The organism is Salinispora sp. CH2A1_6, assembly GCF_056820975.1.
The window spans coordinates 270,051-291,308 of the sequence record NZ_JBXEDG010000013.1 but is presented as its reverse complement, the minus strand read 5'-3'; the positions used below and the strand labels follow the sequence as shown (position 1 = coordinate 291,308).

The window sequence follows — 21,258 nt, the reverse complement described above, 5'->3', positions numbered from 1 at the left end:
TCCCGTCCTCCCGCAGAATAAGCTGCGACCATGATCTGCCGAGCGTGCCGGGCGAGGCGGCACGACGACTGTCGCGGCCAAAACTGGTGTGACTGCCAGCACCGTACCCCTCCGCCACCCCCTCCGGTCACGGGTCCGGCCAGCGAATGACCGTCGAAACGCCGATTACCGCCCTCTGGCCAGCGCCGTCCCGTGCGAGCCTCGACGACGCCGCGCTCACCGACTGCTACGGCCGGGCCGATCGACCACACCTACGAGTAAACTTCGTGACCAGCGTGGACGGCGCGGTCACCGTCGACGGCTATTCGGCCGGGCTCTCCGGCGAGCCGGACAAGCGCGTCTTCCGGCTGCTGCGGATGCTCTGCGACGGCCTCGTGGTCGGCGGCGGCACGATGCGCCACGAGCGCTACCGGCCACTGCGGCTGGACGAGCGACGCCGCGCCTGGCGCCAGGAACATGGCCTACCGGAGTGCCCGACCCTCGTCGTGGTCTCCGGCTCGGCCACCCTCGACCCGACCCATCCCGCCCTCGCCGACGCACCGGTACGCCCGATCGTGCTCACGCACGCCGCCGCCACCCCCCCGACCGGCCTGACCGACGTCGCCGACCTCGTCGAATGCGGCGACGACCGGGTGGACCTCGACGCCGGCCTGACCGAGCTGCGACGCCGCGGGCTCGGCCAGCTGCTCTGCGAGGGGGGCCCGCACCTCTTCGGCGCGCTCACCGCCGCCGACCTGGTGGACGAGGTCTGCCTGACCGTCGCCCCGCTACTGGCCGGCGCCGGTCCGGGCCGGATCACCGCCGGAGAGCCCAGCCCGGTGCGGCACCTACCGCTGCGGCACGTGCTCGCCGCCGCCGACGGCGGGCTGCTGCTCCGCTACGCCCGTGATTAACCCCCGCCCGCCCGCGACCGCTATGGGACCTGTCTCGGCGCGGCGTCGCGCACCCGACCTGTCTGGCCCCGGCGTCGCGCCTATCTCGGCCCGGCGTCGCGGGCCTCGCAGATCCGGCCGGTGAAGGCGGGGTCCGCCTCCCGCCCCGCCGACCACACCGGGTTGATCCTCAGAGCCAACGGCGGCGGCTGCCAGGCCGAGCCGATGCGCTGGAGCACCTCGTACTGCCACTCGGACCGCTGCACCGAGTCGCCGGAGAGGAAATCGAGCACCAGGTCCGCGACGTCGGCGCGGCCGACCAGCTCACCGTGGAACGCGGGCAGCTCGTACACCGGGATCCGGTGGTACTGGCCGGGCGGTGCCTCGATCGCGGTGACCGTCGGCAGGAAGGCCACCATCCGCACCCCCGCCACCGGGCAGAGCGTACGGTTTCGGTAGAACGGGGCGTCGGCCAGCAACGAGCGGATGAAATCCTGGTCCGGCACCTCCTCCGAGGTGTCGGTGAGGTTCCAGAGCGACTGCAGCGCACGCAGTTCCCAACCGGCCACCACGCCCCACCCCCGCCTGATCTCCGCCGGCGGGTAGTACACCCGGCCCGGCATCACCAGCGGGCTGAACAGCAGCACCGCCTCCACCTCCGTCATCGGCCACCGCTCCAGGTAGGTCCGGGCCACCATGGCCCCCTCACTGTGCCCGAGCAGGGCGATCGGCCGGTTGGTCCGCTCGTGCAGGATCTCGACCTGCTCCGCCAACAGGGCCGCGCTGTCGCCCAACGACCGGTGGGTGGCCACCGCCGTGTACGGCAACGGCCGGTTCTGTTCATCCAGTCCGAGGTAGGAGAACCGCTCCACCCGCGGATCCACCGCCGGTTCACCGTCGTACGCGGAGTCGTGCCCGCCGAGGGCGATCACCGCGTACGGGACCGAGTCCGGCAACGGCTCCGTCATGATCGGCGGTCGCCACCCGCCGCGCCCGCCCTGGACCCGCTCGGCCGCCAGCGGCATCGCCGGGAAGCTGAGCAGGATGAGCGCCACCAACAGCGGCACCACCGGCACGATCCGGAAGCGGACCCGGCCGGGGGCCAGGACGGCAGCGACGCTCTTGCGCCAGAGCAACGCGTTGAGCGCGCCGCCGACGGCGGCCAACGGGATGCCCCACCAGATGGGCACCGCCGACAGCACCGCACCGACGATGGTGAGCACGGCGAAGTTCAGCCACGCCCAGCCGACCACCTTGAGCCGCGGCAGACCCCGCCACCGGTCCGCGGCCAGCCCGGCCCGCAGCAGGAACGGGGCGAACAGCAGCAACGGCAGCAGCGAGGCGATCAGATACCAGGAGAGCCCGGTCGTGGCGAAGGCCATCGCCAGTGCCACCCAGGGTGAGAGGAGCACCGCGGTCAGGAGGGTGACCCAGATGTTGCGTCGCAGCAGCCAGCGCCACGACGGATGGGGGGTTCCCTCCGGCCAGGCCAGGTTCGCCATGACGGTGGTGAGGAGTCCCCGCAGCACCGATATCCCCACCAAGGTGAGGAAGAACCCGGGGATGGTCCGGTGGTAGACGAACAGCCACCGCAGCTCATGGAAGGTGCCGTACGGCCAGATGGCGCTCACCTGCGGCGACAGCCCGCGAACAGCCTGGAATCCGAGCACCGCGATGATCGTCGCCTCCACCGCCGGTAGCACCGCCGCCAGTGCGACCAGCGCCTTGAACCGACCGCGGGGCGTCCGCAGCCACTCCTCCCGCAGCTTCATCCGTTACAGCATCGCCCAGCTCGCGCCCGACTCGTGGGGAATTCGCCGATAGCACCCAGCCGCGGCACCCGAGGCGCCCCGCCCAGCGTCCGTCGCGCACCGCCAGCACGCCCAGACGCGCACCGCCCAGGGCCCGTCGCGCACCGGCCCTGGGCGGGTCGGGGGCGGGCGCGGCGTGGTCTCCGCCGCGTCACGTGGCGGCTGGTCGTAGGTCTCGGGCAGGATGCAGGACGTGTCTGCCGACCTCGCCCCCCAGCCCCACGGAGTGACCCGATGACCAACGACGCCGCGGACAGCCCGGGCGAGCTGGTCGGCCGGGTGCTCGGCACCGCCGACGCCACCCCGCTGCAGTTCTGGACGGCGGTCTCCCCCACCAGCTACCTGCAGCTCGACGACGTCGTGGCCACCCGCCGCGAGCTGCCGGACCGGGAGCCGGTGACGATCGCCGGGGTGGTCACCCAGGTGCGCGCCCGACACGAGGGCGCCCAGTTCGACTCCGACGTCTTCGCGATCGCCGACGGCATGCTCCCCGCCCAGGTGCAAGAGGCCGCCGAGATCACCACCACCCGGGTCGACCCGGAGCTCTACGTTCCGCCGTCGCCGGGCGCCGTCGTGCACCGGGCCGAGGGGGACGCCCGGGCCCGGGCGCTGCACTTCGACCGGATGGAGCGGCGGATCCCGATGGGCACCGGCCGCGACGGGGTGCCGGTCTACCTCAACGCCGACTTCCTCGACGGCACCCGGGGTGCGCACGTCTCCATCTCTGGCATCTCCGGCGTCGCCACCAAGACGAGCTTCGCCACCTTCCTGCTCTACTCGGTCTTCCGCTCCGGCGTCCTGGGCGGGGACGCGGTCAACGCCAAGGCGCTGATCTTCAACGTCAAGGGCGAGGACCTGCTCTTCCTCGACCACCCCAACACCCGGCTGGACGAGTCCACCCGCACGGCGTACGCCCGGCTCGGTCTGGACGCCGCGGCCTTCCCCGACGTACGCGTCTACGCTCCGCCCCGGGCCGGCGACGCCACCGGCACGCCGGATGTGAGCAGTCGGCTCAGCGGGGTGGACAGCTTCTACTGGACGCTCGACGAGTTCTGCGCCGACCGGCTCCTGCCGTACGTCTTCGCCGACGCCGACGACGAGCGCCAGCAGTACACGATGGTGGTGCACTCGGTCACCGCCCACCTGGCCCGGTACGCGCAGCCCGCCGACGGCGGGGTGAGCATCGACGGGGTCCGCCTCGGCAGCTACGCCGACCTGGTCGATCACATCGTCGAGCAGCTCAACGACGACGAGACCCGGGGCGACTGGGCCGGCAGCGCGGTCGGCCTCGGCACCGTCAACGCCTTCGCCCGCCGGTTGATCGGCAGTAAGAAGGACCTGTCCCGGCTGATCCGCGGCGATCTGGCCACCCGACGCCCGCACCGGATCAACACCGCGGAGTCGGCGCAGGTCACCGTGGTCGACCTGCACAACCTGCCGGACCGGGCGCAGCGGTTCGTGGTCGGCGTGACGCTCAAGAGCGAGTTCGAGCGCAAGGAGAAGAGCGGCACGGCCAAGCCGCTGCTCTTCGTCGTCCTCGACGAGCTCAACAAGTACGCCCCCCGCGAGGGCTCCTCCCCGATCAAGGAGGTGTTGCTGGACATCGCCGAGCGGGGCCGCTCCCTCGGGGTGATCCTGGTCGGCGCGCAGCAGACCGCCAGCGAGGTGGAGCGGCGCATCGTCACGAACTCGGCGGTCCGGGTGGTGGGTCGGCTCGACCCGGCGGAGGCCTCCCGCCCCGAGTACGGTTTCCTCCCGCCGGCGCAGCGGCAGCGGGCGCTGCTGGCGAAGCCGGGCACGATGTTCGTCAACCAGCCCGACATCCCGGTGCCGCTCTGCCTGGAGTTTCCGTTCCCCGCCTGGGCGACGCGGGTCGCGGAGGCGGGCGCGGTGCCCTCCCAGACACTCCGGTCGATCACCCAGTCGGCCGACCCGTTCGCCGTGGTGGGCTCCGGTGACGACGACATCCCGTTCTGAGGTGATTGAGCCGTGAAGATCCTGCACACCTCCGACTGGCACGTCGGCAAGGTCCTCAAGGGGCAGTCCCGGGCCGAGGAGCAGAAGGCCGTCCTCGCTGGAGTGATCGAGGTGGCCCGGCGGGAAGCGCCGGACCTGATCATCATCGCCGGTGACCTCTACGACACCGCCGCCCCCACCCCCGAGGCGACCCGGTTGGTCACCCGGGCGCTGACCGCGCTGCGCCGCACCGGCGCCGATGTCGTCGCGATCGGCGGCAACCACGACAACGGCGCGGCGCTGGACGCGCTGCGGCCGTGGGCCGACGCCGCCGGGATCACCCTGCGGGGCAACGTCCGCGAAGACCCCGACGAGCACATCATCGACGGTACGACCGGCGGCGGTGAACGCTGGCAGCTCGCCGCGCTGCCGTTCCTGTCCCAGCGGTACGCGGTCCGGGCCGTGGAGATGTATGAGCTGACCGCCGCCGAGGCGAACCAGACGTACGCCGACCACCTGGGGCGGATCGTCACCCGGTTGACCGAGGGCTTCACCGAGCCGAACCGGGTGCACCTGGTCACCGCCCACCTGACCGTGGTCGGGGCGGCGACCGGCGGCGGCGAGCGGGACGCGCACACCGTCCTCGGCTACGCGGTGCCGGCGGCGGTCTTCCCCGGCACCGCGCACTACGTCGCCCTCGGTCACCTGCACCGCGCCCAGCGGGTCGACGGCGGGTGCCCGATCCGCTACAGCGGCAGCCCGCTGGCGGTCGACTTCGGCGAGCAGGAGAACGTCCCGTCGGTGACCGTGGTCGAGGTGACCGCCACCACGGCCGCCCAGGTGCGCGAGGTGCCCATCCCCGCCGCCGCCACCCTGCGGACCGTCCGGGGCACGCTCGCGCAGCTCGCCGAGGTCGAGGTGCCCGACGCCTGGCTGCGGGTCTTCGTCCGGGAGCAGCCCCGGGCCGGCCTCCGCGAGGAGGTGCAGGAGCTCCTCCCCCGCGCCCTGGAGATCAGAATCGATCCGGAGCTGGTGTCCGCGCCCGGCGGCGGTGCCCGCGTCGCCCAGCGCGCCGGCCGGTCGCCGCGGGAGCTCTTCGGCGACTACCTGGACGACCGGGGGCACGCCGACGACGACGTCCGGGGGCTCTTCGACGAGCTCTTCGAGGAGGTCGAGCACTGATGCGGCCGATGCGACTGGACCTCGATGGCTTCACCGTCTTCCGGGCGGCGACAACGGTCGACTTCACCGACGCCGACTTCTTCGCTCTGGTCGGGCCGACCGGCTCCGGCAAGTCCACCGTGTTGGACGCCATCTGCTTCGCGCTCTACGGCACCGTACCCCGCTGGGGCGGCACCCGCGGGTTGGCGAACGCCCTCGCCCCGTCGGCGGCCGAGGCGCGGGTCCGGCTGGTCTTCGAGTCGGCCGGCGACCGCTACGTGGCCACCCGGGTGGTCCGGCGGGACAGCCGGGGCAACGTCAAGACCTCCGGCGCCGGCCTCCAGCTCATGCCGCCCGGCTTCGACCCGGCCAAGCTCGACACCGGGCTGAGCCCGGAGGACCTGGGCGAGGTGCTCGCCGGCACGGTCGCCGAGATGGAAGACGCGGTGCTGACGGCGGTCGGGCTGCCGTATGAGCAGTTCACCAGCTGTGTGCTGCTGCCGCAGGGGCAGTTCGCCGACTTCCTGCACGCCCGACCGGCGAAACGGCAGGAGATCCTGGTCAACCTGCTCGGCCTCGGCGTCTACGAGCAGGTGCGGGAGAAGGCGGGGACCCGGGCCAGCCAGGCCGAGGCGAAGTTCGAGGTCGTCAACCAGACCCTCACCGGCCTCACCGACATCGACGACGCCACCCTCGACGAGGTGTCGGCCCGCGTCGAGCAGATGCGGGAGCTGGCCACCGCCGTCACCGCCGCCGTTCCCGAACAGGCGGCGGCGCACACCGCGGCGCGGGAGGCGAGCGGGGCGCTGACCACCCTCGACACCGACCTGGCCGTGCTCGACGCCGTACGCGCCCCGGCCGGGGTGACCGAGGTCGCCCGGGCGGTGGCGACCGCACAGACCGACGCGGATCGGGCCACGACCGTGGTGGCGCTCGCCGAGGAGCGGGAGGAGAAGCTTCGCGGCGAGCTGACCGCGGCCGGCGACGAGAGCGCGCTACGCCTGCTGCTGCGGGCGTACGACGACCGGGCGGGGTTGGCCGGCGAGGCCGAGACGGTCCGGGCGGCGGTGGCGGCGGCTCAGGCCGGGCATGCGGCGGCGGCGGCGGAGCTGACCGCGGCACAGGCGGCGGCCGAGCAGGCCGAGGCCGGCCTGACCGCGGCCTTCCAGGCACATGAGCAGGCCCAGGCGACCGACCTGGCGATGGCGGTGCGGGAGCCGCTGCACGACGGGGCCACCTGCCCGGTCTGCGAGCAGACCGTCGCCCAGGTCCCGGCGATCCCGGCCACATCGGCGGTGCCGGCGGCGATCGCGGCCGGTAAGGCGGCGCGGGCGGCCAGCGAGGCGGCCAAGGCCACCGTGGCGCAGCGGGACAGCGCCGTCCGCGAGCGGGAACGGGAGCTGGTGGCGGCGCGGGTCCGGCAGGAGCAGCTCGACGCGCGGCTGGCCGCCCTGCACACCCAGCTGGCCGACGCCCCGGAGCCGGCGGCGCTGCACCAGGCCTTGGCCGAGCACGGGCGGCTACGGCGGGAGCTGGAGGAGTCGGCGGCGGCGGTCCGCGCCGGCCGGGACGAGGCCCGCCGGGCCCGGGCCGCGGTGGACACCGCGCAGGAGCGGCTCCGCACGACCTGGCGGGCCTTCGACGCGACCCGGGACGGGCTGGCCCGCTTCGGCCCACCGGCCACCGACCGGGAGGACGTGGCGGCGGCGTGGACGACGCTGACCGACTGGGCCACCGCCGAGGTGGCCCGACGGCGCTCCGAGCGCGCCGACCGGGTGGCGGCGGTGAGCACGGCCGAGGCGCAGGTGGCCGCGGTGGAAGCGCGGATCGGCGGGCTCCTCGAGGCGGGCGGGGTGCCGGCCACCGACGACCCGGGCCGCGACACGGCGGTCGCCCTCGAACGGGCCGAGGCGCAGCTGCGGGAAGTGACCCGCCGCCGGGAGCAGGCCGGTGACCTGCGCGAGCAGCGCGCCACCTACGAACGCGAGGCGCAGATGGCCCGCGCGCTCGCCGGCCATCTGCGGGCGAACAACTTCGAACGGTGGCTGCTCGCCGAGGCGCTGGACCTGCTGGTGGACGGGGCGTCGACAATCCTGCGCGAACTCTCCGGCGACCAGTACGACCTGGTCCACGACAAGGGAGAGTTCTTCGTCGTGGACCACCACGACGCCGGCCTGCGCCGGGGTGTGCGCACCCTCTCCGGCGGGGAGACCTTCCAGGCGTCGCTGGCGCTCGCACTGGCCCTGGCCGAACAGCTCGCCGGGATGTCGACCACCGCGGCGAGCCTGGAGTCCATCGTGCTGGACGAGGGGTTCGGCACGCTCGACACCGCCACCCTCGACACGGTGGCCGCCACGTTGGAGAACCTGGCCGCGCGGGGCGACCGGATGGTGGGCGTGGTCACCCACGTACCGGCGTTGGCCGAGCGCATTCCGGTCCGCTTCGAGGTCCGCAAGGACGCCCGGTCGGCCCGGATCGAACGGACCGGCCGGTGAGCGCCGACGGTGGGCGGGGGCGACCCGGGTGACCCGCTTCTTCGTCGACGCGTGGGACCCGGCGTACGGGGCCTCGTTCGAGGCCGCCGCCGGCGGCCCGGCCGCGCCCAGCAGCGCCCGGGTCGAGGCCGACCACGAGCTGCCCGCGGTCGACTGGCGGGCGGTCGGGCCCCGGTCCGGCGTGCACGCCCCGGCCGTGGTGCTCCTCGTTGACGGGGTACGCCGAAACGACGCCAGCCTGTGGTTGACCGAGCCCGACGGGGTCTCGTACCCGGGGCTGGCCGCCTCGTACGCGGCCGGGGTGGTCCGCTGCGACCTGGAGCGCGGCGCGGCCCAGCTGGCCGGTGCCCGGGTGGAGCGGGGGCTCTTCACCGCCAGCCCGTCCGCGGTGGACGTGCACGCCGGCAACGTCCACTACCCGGTGCACCAGGTTGGCGGCAGCGGCGAGCTGGCCAAGCTGCCGGCGGCGGTGCAGGGCCCGCTGACCGCGCTGGAGGTGGCGGTCTCCAGCGCCGCCCGCAGCGACGATGATCTGCTGGTGGTGGACGGGCCGCTGCGCAACCGGCGGCTCCTGCCCCGCACCCTCGGCTACGTGAAGACCCAACACAGCCAATACCTCGACGCGCGGCTCACCGCGGTGGTCACCGGGCTCACCGCCGGGCAACGCTCCCCGGTGTTCCGGTTGGGCACCGCGTGGGGCGGCTGGTCGTGGTACCTGCGGCTACCGGTCGCCGGCGGCGCCCCGTGGGCGGGCATCGTGCGGGTGGAGTGCTCCACCGAGCTGGACATCGCGGCGGCGGTCGCGTTGGCGGACCTGTCCGTGGTGACCCTGCCCCGCTTCGCCTCCACCCCGTACAAGGACCCCCGGGCGCCGCAGAACCTGATCCCCATCGCCGGTCTGGAACGCCGCCTGCGACGGATGATCGGCGACTCCCGGCTGCTGCACCGCGCCCTGGTCGCCGCCGCGCGCAGCGCCACGCCCGCCGCCGCACAGCCACCCGGCGGTGCGCTCTGATGGGGCGCCGCCGCTCCACCGACCGGGCCGCCGTCGAGGTCGACACGGGGATGGCCGAGCTGGTCCCCGACCCAGACCGGATGGGCTCCTGGACGCTGCTGCTCGACGGCGCCCCGCAGTCACATGTGGATCTCACCGACCCCACCCACCTGGAGTTCGAGTACGTGCGCCGGCTCGGCGCCGCGATCGACCTGCTCGCCCCGGCCGGCGCCCCGCTGCGCCTGCTGCACCTCGGTGGCGGCGCGCTGACCCTGCCCCGGTATGTCGCCGCCACCCGTCCCGGCTCGACCCAACGGGTCTGTGAGGTGGACGGCGCGCTGGTCGAGCTGGTCCGCCGGGAGCTGCCCTGGCCGCCCAACCCACGGCTACGGGTACGCGTCGCCGACGCCCGGGAAGCCCTCACCGGCCTCCGGGACGCCAGCATCGACATCGTGGTCGCCGACGTCTTCGCCGGCGCCCGCACCCCCGCCCACCTGACCTCGGTGGAGTTCGCCGCCGAGGTGGCCCGCGTCCTCCGACCCACCGGCTGGTACCTGGCGAACATCGCCGACGGCCCGCCGCTGCGGCACGCCCGCCGACAGGTCGCCACCGTCCGATCAGTGCTACCCGAGGCGACGCTGGTCGGCGACGCCGCGGTGCTGCGGGGCCGCCGCTTCGGCAACCTGGTGCTGCTCGCCGGCCGCACCACCCCGCCGGTGCCCGAGCTGACCCGGCGGGTCTCCGGTGACTGGTTCCCGGGCCGGCTGCTCGCCGGCGGGGAGTTGGTCCGGTTCAGCGGCGGCGCCCCGGTCGTCCACGACACCGACGCCACCGACTCCGCACCGCCCCCGCCGGGGATCTTCTCGGTCGGCGGTTGATCCGGCGCACCCCCGATGCCGAGCAGCCGGCCACTGTCGACTGATCCGCAGCGTCTATACGATGACGAGAATGCCGACGAAACAGCTGAAGGTTGGCCTGCGGGTACGCGATCTGGACCGGTCGTTCGATCTCTACCGACGGCTCGGTTTCCGGCACCTTCCACAGCCGGAGCAGACGCAGCTGCGCTACCTGACCTACGGTCACACCTGGCTCATCCTGTCGGACCTGCACCAGCACGGCTATCACCACGCCGAGCGCGGGCAGCAGACCAGGCAGGGCCCGGTCGGGCTCGGCTTCGTCCTCGTCGTACCGACCACGGACCTCGACGCGACGTGGCGGCTCTGGCGGGAGGAGGGCCTGACCGTGACCCTCGATCCGGAAGACGTCGGATGGGCGCGCATCTTCTACGGCCTGGACCCGGACGGCTACGAGCTCATGTTCGAACAGTTCCCCGGCTAGAACCGCCACGGACAAGGCACGTCCTCGGACGCACCGACTGTCGTATTAGGATGCGGCGATGCACATCTCCGTGTGGGTCCCCTACGACGAGCAACAGATGCGCCGCTTCTATCGACACATTGTCCGTAGGCAGTCTAGGACCTTCCGCATCCTCGGCGGAGTGCTGATCGCCCTCGGCGTCGCACTGATAGCAATAAACCTGCCAACTCACCTCGGTTCAATCCCCCTGGGAGTTGGACTGCTGATCACTTTCGGGTCAGGACCCATCACCGTGGCAAATTTGATGCGTATGACACCCAGCGCACTCAAGACCGGGTATCAGTTGACGCTTGACGACGAATGGACAACCTTGACTGCTCCGTGCATCGAGTCACGGTTTCGATGGTCCTGCCTGGAACCAGCAATCGAGACCCCCGAGATCTGGTACTTCATGTTGGGCAAGTCGCAAACGGCAGTCATAGTGCCGAAGAACGCGATGACCCAGGAGCAAGAGGCCGAGTTCGCCGCGTTCGTCAACAGATTGCAACCTGTGCGGAACTAACGGCGCCCGGGCGTCGTCACGTCATCCACCACCGTCGCGACCAGAGGCCGTCGCATACCGGCGGCCTCGCGCAAAGATGGATTTCCCACAAAAGCTACGTGCCGCCAACGGGCTAGTGGGGAGCGAGCGACCAGTCAGCGTCTCCGTCTTTGACCGTTGCGTCGCTGAAGGTAGAGGTGTTGGTAGAGGGCCAGTTCCCGTCGGGAAAGGCGGTCTTGTTCTGTGCCTCGCCGTGCAGGTTCACCATGGCCTCAGCCTGGAAGCCGAGGAAGGTCGCCAGGCCGGTGAGGCCCAGCGTGACACTGGCGGTAGTGAAACCGGCCTGCTCGATAACAAGTGCGGCTCCCGCCCAGGAGAAGACTGCGCTGGCAAATGCCAGAAAAGCAGCCTTAGCGGCAAGAACAAGACTTACGAGCGTAGCCGCCAGCTGGACGTAGAATACCGCACCCGCCGACGCGCAGAAGCCCAGACGGAGGGTCACCGCCCACGCGATTCTATCGACCTGACCCGCCGCCTGCGAATGGGCAGCTGCGCTCTCCACGTAGGCATCTCGCGCTTTGCCGGACCAGTCCGAATTATCAACTAGCAGTTGATGCGACGCCAGATGAGCGGACACGTTGGACACGACCCCGCGCACCTCCCCCCACATCATGGCGTCGTTGTACATGCAGATCGGCGCGAAGATCCCCAAGCATAAGTCCCCGAGGAACTCCAGGACCTCCTTGCCGATCCGGACCGTCTCTTGGCCCAGCCAACGGATCGAATCGGCCACCCCATCCGGGAGGAACCAGCGGTCAGCGGCATCGGCAGCGGCTGGCCCGATCTGTTCGAGCCGCCCAGAAAGATCATCCAGTCCGGTGCTGATGTCTGCCATCAGCCCTTCAAACTGCGCCTTGCTGAATTCCACGACGCCCCCGTCAGTAGAGGTTCCGTATCCGGTGTTCGGCGTTACGGTCTTCTTCTTCATACGTGTCGGCGACCTGCCGCAGCGTTGTGGCGACTTCGGCCATTGCCGCCTGACCCTGACGACACCGGTCCGTCACGTGCTGGATGATCTCGTTGTAGGGACCGACGATGAGCTGGAACAGCCCCGCCTCCACCCTGCCTAGTTCCATGCCCGCAACCAGTGGTGCGACCGTTGCTATCGCCGCGCTCTGCCGGTCCCACTCCCCTGCCTCTGAGCGAAGAATGTCAGTAGCGACGGCTACCTGGTCGTTGGTGGAGGATGTCATATCAGCATCTCTCCGACAGGTCGGTCAGATCCTTGAACCCGACGAGCGTGGCCAGCGCGTCACGCTCGAGGTCGTTAAGCCGCTGAGTCTCAGCCCGCCGTTGCGTGACCTGATCCTCGCGCACCGCACGGGCCTCACGCAGCGCCTCCGTCAGAGCTGAGTTCACGACAGCCACGCCCTGCCGCCGCACCCATTGCGGGTCAATGCTGCACGCCTGAAACCCGCCGACGCCAAAGGTGACCGATACGGCGCCAGCACCACCCGAGCCGGAGCACTGATCCGGCGGCGCCGCACCCGCAGACCGCGCCGCCTTCAGAAGATCCAGGGCTTCCTCGGCCAACGCCACCGGCTCGCGGGGGCTCCCGAGGGGCAGGGGTTGCGGCACCGGGCTCTGCGGCTTCTCCTCCCCCTGGCCCGCGCCTTCACCCTGAACGCGCTGCCCCCGCGCGTCCGGGACGTCCGACCACGCCCGCATCGAGTCAACAACCGCCTGCTCGAAGGCGAGCATCACCGCGCTACTCATCGCCTCGGCCGCGAGCTGACGCTGCCAACCCGTCCGAATCTCGATGCGGGAAGGCAGACCGTCCGGGTCGACGACGACGGCGACGCAGCCACTCGGGTCAGTGCCGTGCCCGGGAGCGGGTCGATACTGTGCCCGCATCGCGCTAACCACGGCCTCAAGCTCCAGGACGCGACCCTGGATTTCGGCCAACCGCGCGAGCATCTTCTCGATCATCTGACGATCACCCTTCGACCTGGGTTTTCTGATCCGGCTTTGACCGAGTCACAAGAAGCCGCCCGATCACGACCATTGCCACGATCGAGTGCGCGAGGGGGGTGAACATGACGTTCTCGACCTCGTAGTGAATGAATGCGTATATCAGGCCGGCGACCGCCGCTGCTGCGATCCAGAGCAGTACCGCGAGTAAACGATGGTGACCCGCTGCGGAAGGCCCGTCCCAGGCGAGAAAGGCGCCCGCGACCACGAGCCCAAACGCAAAGATCAGCACGAGCTGTGCGCCGAATCGACCGAAGATCGCGTCGGTCGTCATGTCTCGCTCGGGGCCGATAACAATCGCTACGCCAGGCAACAAGGCCACCGGGGTCGCCAACACCACCAGCCAGCCCCGCTGCGGGCCCCGCTGCGAGGCCAGCAGCCGCTTTCCCACCACTACCCCCGGTTACTTCCTGCGGAAGAAGTCACGTGGCGAAACCACACGGTCGCCGCCAGTGGCATGCAGCCTGCCGCACCCACTGCGCTCCCGCAACCCCGCGGAGAGCCGGCCAGGCCACATTCCCCATGCCGCCGGCGACAGTCAGCCGGGCCTGGTGACAGCATGTCGGGGTGTCCGGGACCGAACCCACCGCCCGCCGGCTGCTGCACCCGCCGGCCGGGTACCGGCTGGCCGCGTCGGTGCGGCCCCTCACCTTCAGCCCGTACGACCCCTGCGCGCGGGTCGCCGCCGGGACGCTCTGGTGGGCCACCCGGACCCCGGACGGACCCGCCACCCTCGCCCTGCGTCCCGACGCCGGCCGCCTGGTCGCCGAGGGGTACGGCCCCGGCGCCGACTGGGTGGTGCACCAGGCCGACGCCCTCGCCGGCCTCCGGGACGACGTGACCGGCTTCGCCGAGCTCGCCGCCGCGCACCCGGTGGTGGCCGACCTGGCCGCCCGGCACCGGGGGCTGCGGTTACCGACCAGCGGCCAGGTCTTCCCCCGGGTGTTCCGGGCCATCCTCGAACAGCGGGTGACCGGCAAGGAGGCGTACCGGGCGTACGCCGCCACGGTCCGCCACTTCCGGGCGGTGGCCCCGGGGCCGATGCAGCCGCTGCTGTTGCCGCCGGAGCCGGCGGCGGTGGCGGCCACCCCGTACTGGGCCTTCCACCCCCTCGGGATCGAACAGCGCCGCGCCGACACGCTGCGTCGGGCCGCCGCGGTGGCCGACCAACTGGAGCGGTGCGCCGACTCGGCCGAGGCCACCCGCCGGCTCACCGCCGTCCCGGGGATCGGCCCGTGGACCGCGGCGGAGGTGGTCCGCGTCGCCTACGGCGATCCGGACGCGGTGTGCGTCGGTGACTACCACGTGCCGAACACGGTGGCCTGGGCCCTTGCCGGTGAGGCGCGCGGCGACGACGCCCGGATGCTGGCCCTGCTCGAACCGTTCCGGGGCCACCGGGGCCGGGTCTGCGTCCTGCTGGCGGCGGCCGGCATCACCGCTCCGAAGTTCGGCCCGCGGGCACCGCTGCGCTCGTTCGCGCGCTTCTAGCCGTCTCGCCGAGGTGCAGCGGCAGGCCCGAGCCGGCACGACACCCACCATTCACGGCATCCATAAGTAACGATATTTACCAGCTCCGGTAGCGGACTGTCGTCAAGGGACTCGGACACCACGGGGTCGCGACGCTGTGGTTGGCTGGGCCGGTGACCGCTCGCCCGCTGATCGCTCCCGCGACCCCGGCCGACGCCGGGGAGATCCTCACCGTCCAACTCGCCGCGTACCTGGCCGAGGCGCAGCGCTACGCGGACCCGTTCCTACCACCGCTCACCGAGACCCTGGACGAGATTCGGACCGTGCTCGCCGGCCCGCAGATGGTGCTCACCGCCCGGCTGGGCCATCGACTCGTCGGCTCGGTCCGGGTGCGCGTCGATGGCGTCATCGCCTCCATCGGCCGGCTGGCGGTCGCCCCCGACCAGCAGGGTCGGGGCATCGGCGGCCGCCTGTTACGCGCGGTCGAGACGGTGGCGGGCGCGCGGGTGAATCGGTTCACCCTGTTCACCGGGGCGGAGAGCGTGCGCAGTCGGCGGCTCTACCAGCGCTCCGGCTACCGGTTGGTGGGCCACGACAAGGACCCGAACGGCGTGCCGCTGGCGTTGCTCGAGAAGACGGTGCCGTCCCGCTGCTGATTCCGGGGCCCGCACCCACCCGGGCCCAACGGCTGCGCGGCGCCCGGCAAGGGGGCAGCCTGGCTGGTGTTCCTCCCCACGGCTGTCGGCGCCGTCTGGTTGACTGGTCGCCGTGAAGCTGCCGATCAGCCCGCCGGTCGAACCGATGCTCGCCAAGAGCGTCCCCCGGATCCCGACCGCGTCCGGGATGACCTACGAGCCGAAGTGGGACGGCTTCCGGTGCATCGTGTTCCGCGACGGCGCGGAGGTCGAGCTGACCAGCCGGGGCGGCAAGCTGATGACCCGCTACTTCCCCGAGGTGATCGAGCAGGCCCGCCGGCAGCTGCCCGAGCGCTGCGTGGTGGACGGCGAGTTGATCGTGATCCAGCGCGACCGCCCGGGCGGGCAGCCCCGGCTCAACTTCGAGCTGCTGGCCCAGCGCATCCACCCGGCCGCCTCCCGGGTGAACCTGCTCGCCGAGACCACCCCCGCAGATTTCGTGGCGTTCGACCTGCTCGCTCTCGCCGACGAGTCGCTCCTGGACCAGCCGTACCCACAGCGGCGGTCCCGGCTGGAGGCGGCGTTGGGCGGCGTCGCGCCGCCGATGCACGTCACCCAGATCACCACCGACCCGGCCACCGCGCGCCGCTGGTTCGACCGGTTCGAGGGGGCGGGGCTGGACGGCCTGATCGCCAAACCCGCCGACCTGCCGTACGAGCCGGGCAAACGGCTGATGTTCAAGGTCAAACACAAACGCACGGTCGATGTTGTGGTGGCGGGTTTCCGCTGGCACAAGTCCGGCCCGGTGGTCGGCTCACTTCTGCTCGGGCTCTACGACGACGCCGGCGTCCTGCATCATGTGGGGGTGAGCGCGTCGTTTCCGATGGCCCGCCGGAAGGAGCTGGTGGACGAGTTGGAGCCGTACCGGGGAGCCGGCGACGACCATCCCTGGGTGCACGGCGACCACCAGCGCGGTCAGCGCATCCCGGGCGGGGTCAGCCGGTGGACCGGCACGAAGAACCTGGAGTGGGAGCCACTGCGACCGGAGCTGGTGGTCGAGGTGAGCTACGACGCGATGGAGGGCGACCGGTTCCGGCACACCGCCCAGTTCGTCCGGTGGCGCCCGGACCGCAAGCCCCGTTCCTGCCGTTACGACCAGCTCGACCGTCCGGTCCGGTTCGACGTGGATCAGGTGCTCCGGGGCGACCCGGAGCACGGCGGCCCCACGTCCGGGCCGGGCTAGCCGGCTACCCCGACCCGAAAGGTCCACCCCGTGGTTCGCAGCCCCGCCCGCCGGTTCGCCCCGGCCGCACTCCTCCTGGCCAGCACGTTTCTCGCCGCCGGCTGCACCCTGCCGGCGCTCGCGCCGCGCACCGAGGCGCAGCCCTCGGAGCCGTCCGGCGCCGGGCCGACCTGGCAGGCCTGTCCGGAGGTGGCCGAGGAGTTGGTGGGGCGTACCGCACCCGGCATGCGCTATGAGTGCACCCGGATCAAGGTTCCCCGGAACTGGGCCGACGGCGCCGCCGCCACCGCCGGCCCGGGCGCCGGGGAGACCTTCGAGATCGCGCTGCTGCGGGCGCGTTCCACGAACCAGCGGGACCGGATCGGCTCGCTGCTGATCAACCCGGGCGGGCCGGGGGGCTCCGGCGTGGACACCGCCGTCTACCTCTCCTTCCCGGCCGCGCTCGGCGGCCTGCCCACCGCGGTCACCGACCGCTTCGACATCATCGGCTTCGACCCGCGGGGGGTCGCCCGTTCCAGTCCGGTGAAGTGCATCTCGGACGCCAACCTCGACGCCAGTTTCGGCTACGACCCGGATCCGGAGAGCGAACAGTCCTTCGACGGTCTCGTCGAGTTGCACCAACAGATCGGGCGTGAGTGCGGCGACCGCTACGGCGACCAGCTCGAGCTGTACGGCACGGAGCAGGCGGCCCACGACCTCGACGCGATCCGGGCTGCCGTCGGCGACGAGAAGTTGACCTATCTCGGCTACTCGTACGGCACCCTGCTCGGCGCCGTCTACGCCCAGCTCCACCCGGAGCGGGTGCGGGCGCTGGTGCTGGACGGGGCCGTTGACCCTCGACTGGACCAGGTGGCCAGCTCGGAGAGCCAGGCCAAGGGCTTCGAGCGGGCCTTCGACAACTTCTCCCTGTGGTGCTCCACCAACCCCGACCGCTGCCCGATCGCTCCCGGTGCGCGGGAGGCGGTCACCTCGGCCATCGACAAGGCCCGGGTCTCCCCGGTCCGGGGCGGCGATGGGCGGGAGGCGACTCCGGGGTGGATCTTCTACGCGGTGGTCTCCTCGCTCTACACCGAGGCCGGCTGGGAGCAGCTGGCCCAGGCGATCGACGAGTTGGCGGGCGGGGACGCGACCGGGGTGTTCCACCTCGCTGATGGGTACGCGGGTCGGGAACCCGACGGCACCTACTCGAACCTGTTCGACGCGAACCTCGCGGTGAACTGCGCCGACGAGGCGGAGAAGCTGAGCCGGGAGCAGATCCGGGAGCTCCAGTCGCAGTGGCGTGAGCAGTACCCACTGTTCGGCCCGGCGCTCGCGGTCGGCCTACTCACCTGCACCGAGTGGCCCGGCGGCCGGGACCCGTATCCGACCGGAGCCGCGGACGGGGCACCGCCGATCCTGGTGGTGGGCACCACGGGGGATCCGGCGACCCCCTACGAGCAGACCCCGGCGCTGGCCGAGATGCTGGGCGTGGGTCGGGTGCTCACCTGGGAGGGCGAGGGGCACACCGCCTATCCGCAGACGGACTGCATCAGCGCGGCGGTTGACGCGTACCTGGTTGACCTGACCGTGCCGACTGAGGGGAAGAGCTGCCCGCCCCAGTGACCCCGGCCGCCGGGTGCGGTTCCCACCGCTGTGGCATGCTCCCCGGATGAGCGATGTGATCTTCCGGGAGGCGACCCGGGCCGATCTGCCCACCGTGCTCGACCTGCTCGCCGATGACCGGCTGGGGCGCACCCGGGAGGTGGGCCAGGTTGACGCCCGCTACGAGCAGGCATTCGCGGAGATCACGGCCGACCCGCGCAACCAGTTCGTCGTCGCCGAGGCCGACGGCGAGGTGCTGGGCTGCATGCAGCTCACCTACATTCCTGGGCTCAGCCGGCACGGCGCCGAACGACAGGTGATCGAGTCGGTCCGGGTCCGCTCCGACCAGCGCGGACGAGGGCTGGGCCGGCAGCTGATGGCCTGGGCGGTCGACCAGGCGCGGGCGCGTGGGTGTGCGCTGGTCCAGCTGACGACCGACAAGTCCCGGCACGAGGCGCACCGCTTCTATCTGGGTCTCGGTTTCGTCGCCAGCCACGAGGGCATGAAGCTGCCGCTGTGACGGCTCAGCGGGGGCGGTCGCGGTCCTTGGACGGCTGCACCCGCTTCGGCTCGCCGGGCATCTTGGGGTGTTCCGGTGGGTAGGGCAGGTCGCCCTGACCGTTGGCGGCGTCCCGCTCGACCCACTCCAGCAGGGGTGTGAGGTCCCAGGCGGCATCGTCGATGCCGGCGTGCGGGTCGCCGCGCTCGGCCAGCCGGGCCGGCACGCTGCGCAGGTCGAAATCGTCCGGTTCGGCGTCGGCCAACTCGTCCCAGGCCAGCGGAGCGGAGGCGGTGGCGCGGGCGTTGGCGCGCAGCGAGTAGGCGCACGCGATCGTCCGGTCCCGGGCCATCTGGTTGTAGTCGACGAAGACCCGGGTGCCGCGCTCTTCCTTCCACCACGCGGTGGTGACCAGGTCGGGGCGGCGCCGCTCCAACTCCCGGGCCAGGGCGATGGTCGCCCGACGGACCTCGACGAAGGTCCAGCGCGGCTGGATCCGCAGATAGACGTGCACCCCCCGACCGCCGGAGGTCTTCGGCCAACCCGGGACACCCAACTCGGCCAGGATCTCGCGGAGCTCGGCCGCCGCTTCCGCCGCGTCGGCGAAGTCGGTGCCGGGCTGCGGGTCGAGGTCGATCCGCAGCTCGTCGGGGTGGTCCGGGTTGCGGGCACGCACCGGCCACGGGTGAAAGACCACGGTGCCCATCTGGGCTGCCCACGCCACGTGAGCCAGATCAGTCGGGCAGAGCTCGGCCGCTTTCCGGCCGCTGGGAAAGCTGATCTGCGCGGTGCGAAGCCAGGGGGGCACGCCGCGGGCCGGCACCCGCTTCTGGAAGAAGGCCTCCCCCTCGATCCCCTCGGGGAAGCGTTGCAGGGTGGTCGGCCGCTCGCCGAGCGCCCGCATGATGCCCGGGCCGACGGCGAGGTAGTAGTGGAAGACGTCGGCCTTGGTGAAGCCCCGTTGCGGAAAGACCACCCGCTCGGGGCTGCTCAACCGGACGTGATGCCCGGCGACCTCGATCTCTTCGGCCGCGGCCCTCGTGCCACCCATTGCGCGACCATATGCGATGGCTACGACCTTCGACGTACCGTTGGCGGGTGAGTCTTGACGACAGTGAACTGCCCCGCACCGAGGACGAGTGGCGGGTCCGGCTGAGCCCCGAGGAGTTCCGGGTGCTGCGGGAGCACGGCACCGAGGCCCCCGGGATCGGCGAGTACGTGAACACCAAGACCCCCGGGGTCTACCACTGCCGCGCCTGCGGCCTGGACCTGTTCCCCAGCGATGCGAAGTTCGACTCGCACTGCGGCTGGCCGAGCTTCGACGACGCCCTTCCCGGACGGGTTCGGGAGGTCGAGGACCGGAGTATGGGCATGGTCCGGACGGAGATCCGCTGCGCCCGCTGTGACAGTCACCTGGGGCACGTCTTCACCGGTGAGGGCTTCACCCCGAAGGACACCCGGCACTGTGTGAACTCGGTGTCCCTCCGGCTGAAGCCGCACGACTCCTGACGGCGCCGGCCAGCCGGAGCAGTTTCACGCCGCGGCGTGAAGCCGCCCGGCTGGCCGCCCACCCCCGACGTCGATCGACCCACACCGGTTTACCGATTCTGGTTGCCGACCCGGAGTGGATGTTTAACGCTTACCTCAGGAATCCATATCTGGGGGAATCAGCATGGCGACCTGTGAGGTCTGCGAGAACGATTACTGGTTGACGTTTGAGGTGCGTACGATCAGCGGCGACGTGCACATCTTCGACAGCTTCGAGTGCGCCGCGCACAAGCTGGCGCCGATCTGCGAACAATGCCAGGTCAAGATCGTAGGTCACGGCGTCGAGGTCTCCGGCCGCTTTTTCTGCTGCGCGAACTGTGCCCGGCGCAAGGAGGGGTCCGAGGGGGCCCGGGTCCGCGACTCGGTCGGAGCCCGACCGTCCTGAACGGCAGAGACAGCAGGGCGCAAGTGGCCGATCACCCCTGGTAATGGCTTCGGGGCGAAAGCCAGGCGTAGTGGAGTTCGAGCCGCCGACGTTAGCGAGCGGTAAGAAGACTCGGTGCCGCAGCGGGCTAACATCCGGACATGCGCACCATGACCCGGTCAATCCCGATCGCACTGACCCTCGTTCTGGCGCTCTCCGCCTGCGGGAGCTCCGAGGACACCGCCGCGGGTGACGAGCCCACCTCCGCCCCGACGACCGCCGCCACCAGCGCGCCCGCCACCACCGCGGCGAGCCCGACCGGTGAGCCGGCACCCGAGGTGCCGCAGACCCTCGACTTCACCGCCCGCACCATCGACGGTGACGCCTTCACCGGGGCCAGCCTCGCCGGCAAGCCCACCGTCTTCTGGTTCTGGGCCGCCTGGTGCCCCACGTGCCGGGGTGAGGCCGACTCGGTGGCGGCCGTGCAGCAGGAGAACGCCGACCGGGTGAACGTGGTCGGGGTGGCCGGGCTCGGCAGCGGTGACGACGCGATGCGCCGATTCGCTCAGGACACCGGCATCGAGGGCTTCCCGCAGCTGGCCGACGACGCGGGCGAGGTGTGGCAGCGGTTCGAGGTGGTCTCCCAGCAGTACTACGTGCTGCTGGACTCCACCGGCAAGATCGTCCACAAGGGTTCGCTCTCCGAGACCGACCTCCGCGAGCGGGTCGCGGAGCTGACCTGA

General features: G+C 71.6%; 22 protein-coding genes. 16 read left to right on the top strand and 6 right to left on the bottom strand.

Annotated elements, in window-relative coordinates:
• Positions 1 to 146: 146 nt before the first annotated feature.
• Complete coding sequence (locus AC1UKG_RS19280; RefSeq protein WP_018745486.1) at positions 147 to 893, top strand: pyrimidine reductase family protein; 747 nt, start codon at positions 147 to 149, stop codon at positions 891 to 893.
• A gap of 80 nt (positions 894 to 973) precedes the next feature.
• On the opposite strand, the gene AC1UKG_RS19275 is transcribed toward AC1UKG_RS19280, so the two are convergent.
• Positions 974 to 2,644, bottom strand: a complete 1,671-nt coding sequence (locus AC1UKG_RS19275; protein ID WP_482642199.1) for a hypothetical protein — start codon at positions 2,642 to 2,644, stop codon at positions 974 to 976.
• A gap of 273 nt (positions 2,645 to 2,917) precedes the next feature.
• Between AC1UKG_RS19275 and AC1UKG_RS19270 the strand changes: the two genes are divergently transcribed.
• The 7 genes from AC1UKG_RS19270 to AC1UKG_RS19240 all read left to right on the top strand — a co-directional run bounded on the left by AC1UKG_RS19270 (position 2,918) and on the right by AC1UKG_RS19240 (position 11,168).
• Complete coding sequence (locus tag AC1UKG_RS19270; RefSeq protein WP_482642200.1) at positions 2,918 to 4,660, top strand: ATP-binding protein; 1,743 nt, start codon at positions 2,918 to 2,920, stop codon at positions 4,658 to 4,660.
• Positions 4,661 to 4,672: 12 nt separating this feature from the next.
• Positions 4,673 to 5,821: an exonuclease SbcCD subunit D gene (locus AC1UKG_RS19265; protein WP_018814813.1), complete on the top strand. Its 1,149-nt coding sequence runs from the start codon at positions 4,673 to 4,675 to the stop codon at positions 5,819 to 5,821.
• Positions 5,821 to 8,295 carry an AAA family ATPase gene (locus AC1UKG_RS19260; RefSeq protein ID WP_482642201.1) on the top strand — a complete coding sequence of 825 codons (2,475 nt, stop codon included), beginning with the start codon at positions 5,821 to 5,823 and terminating at the stop codon, positions 8,293 to 8,295. The genes AC1UKG_RS19265 and AC1UKG_RS19260 overlap by 1 nt, the downstream gene beginning before the upstream one ends.
• A gap of 28 nt (positions 8,296 to 8,323) precedes the next feature.
• Positions 8,324 to 9,310 carry a hypothetical protein gene (locus AC1UKG_RS19255; protein ID WP_018745481.1) on the top strand — a complete coding sequence of 329 codons (987 nt, stop codon included), beginning with the start codon at positions 8,324 to 8,326 and terminating at the stop codon, positions 9,308 to 9,310.
• Positions 9,310 to 10,167, top strand: coding sequence for a spermidine synthase (locus tag AC1UKG_RS19250; RefSeq protein ID WP_482642202.1), 858 nt, complete (start codon positions 9,310 to 9,312; stop codon positions 10,165 to 10,167). The genes AC1UKG_RS19255 and AC1UKG_RS19250 overlap by 1 nt, the downstream gene beginning before the upstream one ends.
• Before the next feature lie 70 nt (positions 10,168 to 10,237).
• Positions 10,238 to 10,627 (top strand): VOC family protein, encoded by a 390-nt coding sequence (locus tag AC1UKG_RS19245; RefSeq protein ID WP_018745479.1) that lies wholly within the window; start codon positions 10,238 to 10,240, stop codon positions 10,625 to 10,627.
• 58 nt (positions 10,628 to 10,685) lie between these two features.
• Positions 10,686 to 11,168: a YcxB family protein gene (locus AC1UKG_RS19240; protein WP_482642203.1), complete on the top strand. Its 483-nt coding sequence runs from the start codon at positions 10,686 to 10,688 to the stop codon at positions 11,166 to 11,168.
• Between the two features lie 112 nt (positions 11,169 to 11,280).
• On the opposite strand, the gene AC1UKG_RS19235 is transcribed toward AC1UKG_RS19240, so the two are convergent.
• Genes AC1UKG_RS19235 through AC1UKG_RS19220 form a run of 4 tightly spaced genes read right to left on the bottom strand, consistent with a single transcriptional unit; the run spans position 11,281 to position 13,569 of the window.
• Positions 11,281 to 12,075, bottom strand: coding sequence for a hypothetical protein (locus AC1UKG_RS19235; protein ID WP_475890948.1), 795 nt, complete (start codon positions 12,073 to 12,075; stop codon positions 11,281 to 11,283).
• Positions 12,076 to 12,085: 10 nt separating this feature from the next.
• Entirely contained in the window at positions 12,086 to 12,400 is a 315-nt protein-coding gene (locus AC1UKG_RS19230; protein WP_155244512.1) for a type VII secretion target, read from the bottom strand.
• Between the two features lies 1 nt (position 12,401).
• Positions 12,402 to 13,136 carry a hypothetical protein gene (locus tag AC1UKG_RS19225; RefSeq protein ID WP_482642204.1) on the bottom strand — a complete coding sequence of 245 codons (735 nt, stop codon included), beginning with the start codon at positions 13,134 to 13,136 and terminating at the stop codon, positions 12,402 to 12,404.
• A gap of 7 nt (positions 13,137 to 13,143) precedes the next feature.
• Complete coding sequence (locus tag AC1UKG_RS19220; RefSeq protein ID WP_475890931.1) at positions 13,144 to 13,569, bottom strand: hypothetical protein; 426 nt, start codon at positions 13,567 to 13,569, stop codon at positions 13,144 to 13,146.
• 176 nt (positions 13,570 to 13,745) lie between these two features.
• Between AC1UKG_RS19220 and AC1UKG_RS19215 the strand changes: the two genes are divergently transcribed.
• From AC1UKG_RS19215 to AC1UKG_RS19195, 5 genes are all read left to right on the top strand, one after another.
• Positions 13,746 to 14,666, top strand: coding sequence for a DNA-3-methyladenine glycosylase (locus tag AC1UKG_RS19215; protein WP_018745474.1), 921 nt, complete (start codon positions 13,746 to 13,748; stop codon positions 14,664 to 14,666).
• 152 nt (positions 14,667 to 14,818) lie between these two features.
• Entirely contained in the window at positions 14,819 to 15,301 is a 483-nt protein-coding gene (locus AC1UKG_RS19210) for a GNAT family N-acetyltransferase (protein ID WP_482642205.1), read from the top strand.
• Positions 15,302 to 15,413: 112 nt separating this feature from the next.
• Entirely contained in the window at positions 15,414 to 16,523 is a 1,110-nt protein-coding gene (locus AC1UKG_RS19205; protein ID WP_018745472.1) for an ATP-dependent DNA ligase, read from the top strand.
• A 30-nt stretch (positions 16,524 to 16,553) separates the two neighbouring features.
• Positions 16,554 to 18,125 carry an alpha/beta hydrolase gene (locus AC1UKG_RS19200; RefSeq protein ID WP_018814821.1) on the top strand — a complete coding sequence of 524 codons (1,572 nt, stop codon included), beginning with the start codon at positions 16,554 to 16,556 and terminating at the stop codon, positions 18,123 to 18,125.
• A 46-nt stretch (positions 18,126 to 18,171) separates the two neighbouring features.
• On the top strand, positions 18,172 to 18,624 hold the full coding sequence (locus AC1UKG_RS19195) for a GNAT family N-acetyltransferase (RefSeq protein WP_475890938.1): 453 nt from the start codon (positions 18,172 to 18,174) through the stop codon (positions 18,622 to 18,624).
• A 4-nt stretch (positions 18,625 to 18,628) separates the two neighbouring features.
• On the opposite strand, the gene ligD is transcribed toward AC1UKG_RS19195, so the two are convergent.
• Complete coding sequence (gene ligD, locus AC1UKG_RS19190; protein ID WP_482642206.1) at positions 18,629 to 19,654, bottom strand: non-homologous end-joining DNA ligase; 1,026 nt, start codon at positions 19,652 to 19,654, stop codon at positions 18,629 to 18,631.
• A gap of 47 nt (positions 19,655 to 19,701) precedes the next feature.
• Here ligD and msrB point away from each other — a divergent pair, with 47 nt between their 5' ends.
• The 3 genes from msrB to AC1UKG_RS19175 all read left to right on the top strand — a co-directional run bounded on the left by msrB (position 19,702) and on the right by AC1UKG_RS19175 (position 21,258).
• Positions 19,702 to 20,112 carry a peptide-methionine (R)-S-oxide reductase MsrB gene (gene msrB, locus AC1UKG_RS19185; RefSeq protein ID WP_018745468.1) on the top strand — a complete coding sequence of 137 codons (411 nt, stop codon included), beginning with the start codon at positions 19,702 to 19,704 and terminating at the stop codon, positions 20,110 to 20,112.
• 163 nt (positions 20,113 to 20,275) lie between these two features.
• On the top strand, positions 20,276 to 20,536 hold the full coding sequence (locus tag AC1UKG_RS19180; RefSeq protein ID WP_482642207.1) for a Prokaryotic metallothionein: 261 nt from the start codon (positions 20,276 to 20,278) through the stop codon (positions 20,534 to 20,536).
• 140 nt (positions 20,537 to 20,676) lie between these two features.
• Complete coding sequence (locus AC1UKG_RS19175) at positions 20,677 to 21,258, top strand: redoxin domain-containing protein (RefSeq protein ID WP_018814823.1); 582 nt, start codon at positions 20,677 to 20,679, stop codon at positions 21,256 to 21,258.